Below are 754 nucleotides of genomic sequence, written 5' to 3' on the forward strand. Positions count from 1 at the left end.
ATGTAAACCACAGCCGCGATTAGCGTACCGCCTAGCACTGCGATTGGTACGTTCTTCTCTGGGTTTTCTACTGCTTCAGAGTTCGCACAAGCTGATTCAAGACCAAGGAATGCCCATAGAGTCATCGCAATAGAAGCACTCACTGCCTCACCAAATGGCAAGCTGTGTGGGTTCCAAGCTTCAATCTACATGGTTGGGTTAAACCAGAACCAACCAACAATACCCAATGACCACACTGCTAGTATTACGCCCCACACGGTGAATGTACCAATTTGACCTGTGATTTTCGCACCACCGAAGTTCGCGAAAGTACAAATCCAAAGAATGGCGATGGTGTACAAACAGGTTTCGACCGGAGATAGGGTCACTTCAAAGAATGCGGAGCCGTAACCCACACAAGTAATCGCGATCGCAATGTTCGCAATAAGGAGCGACAAACCGTAAGTCCAGCCCGCCATAAATGCACCCGATTTACCGAATGCGTAAGACGCGTAACCGTTCATACCGCCGTCTCGTTTACTAAAGCGACCACATTTTGCAAACACATAAGCCAACGCCAAAGAGCCCGCCGCCGTGATCAGCCAAGACAACACAGAAATGGTGCCCACTTGCGCCAGTTTACTTGGCAGCATGATGATGCCGGAGCCGGCCATGTTGATGAATGTCAGAATGGTTAACTGCACCACCGACATTTTTTTAGTTTCAGTACTCATAAATTATTCTCCACGAATAAGCGGTTCGCACCGACGCCAGA

At 48.8% G+C, this 754-nt stretch carries 1 pseudogene; it reads right to left on the reverse strand.

What is annotated here, in order from left to right:
• A pseudogene (potE, locus tag R7Z50_RS26880) lies at positions 1-713 on the reverse strand (putrescine-ornithine antiporter); the annotation flags it as partial.
• Between the last annotated feature and the right edge of the window lie 41 nt (positions 714-754).

It is taken from the genome of Vibrio sp. 1249-1 (assembly GCF_033340495.1).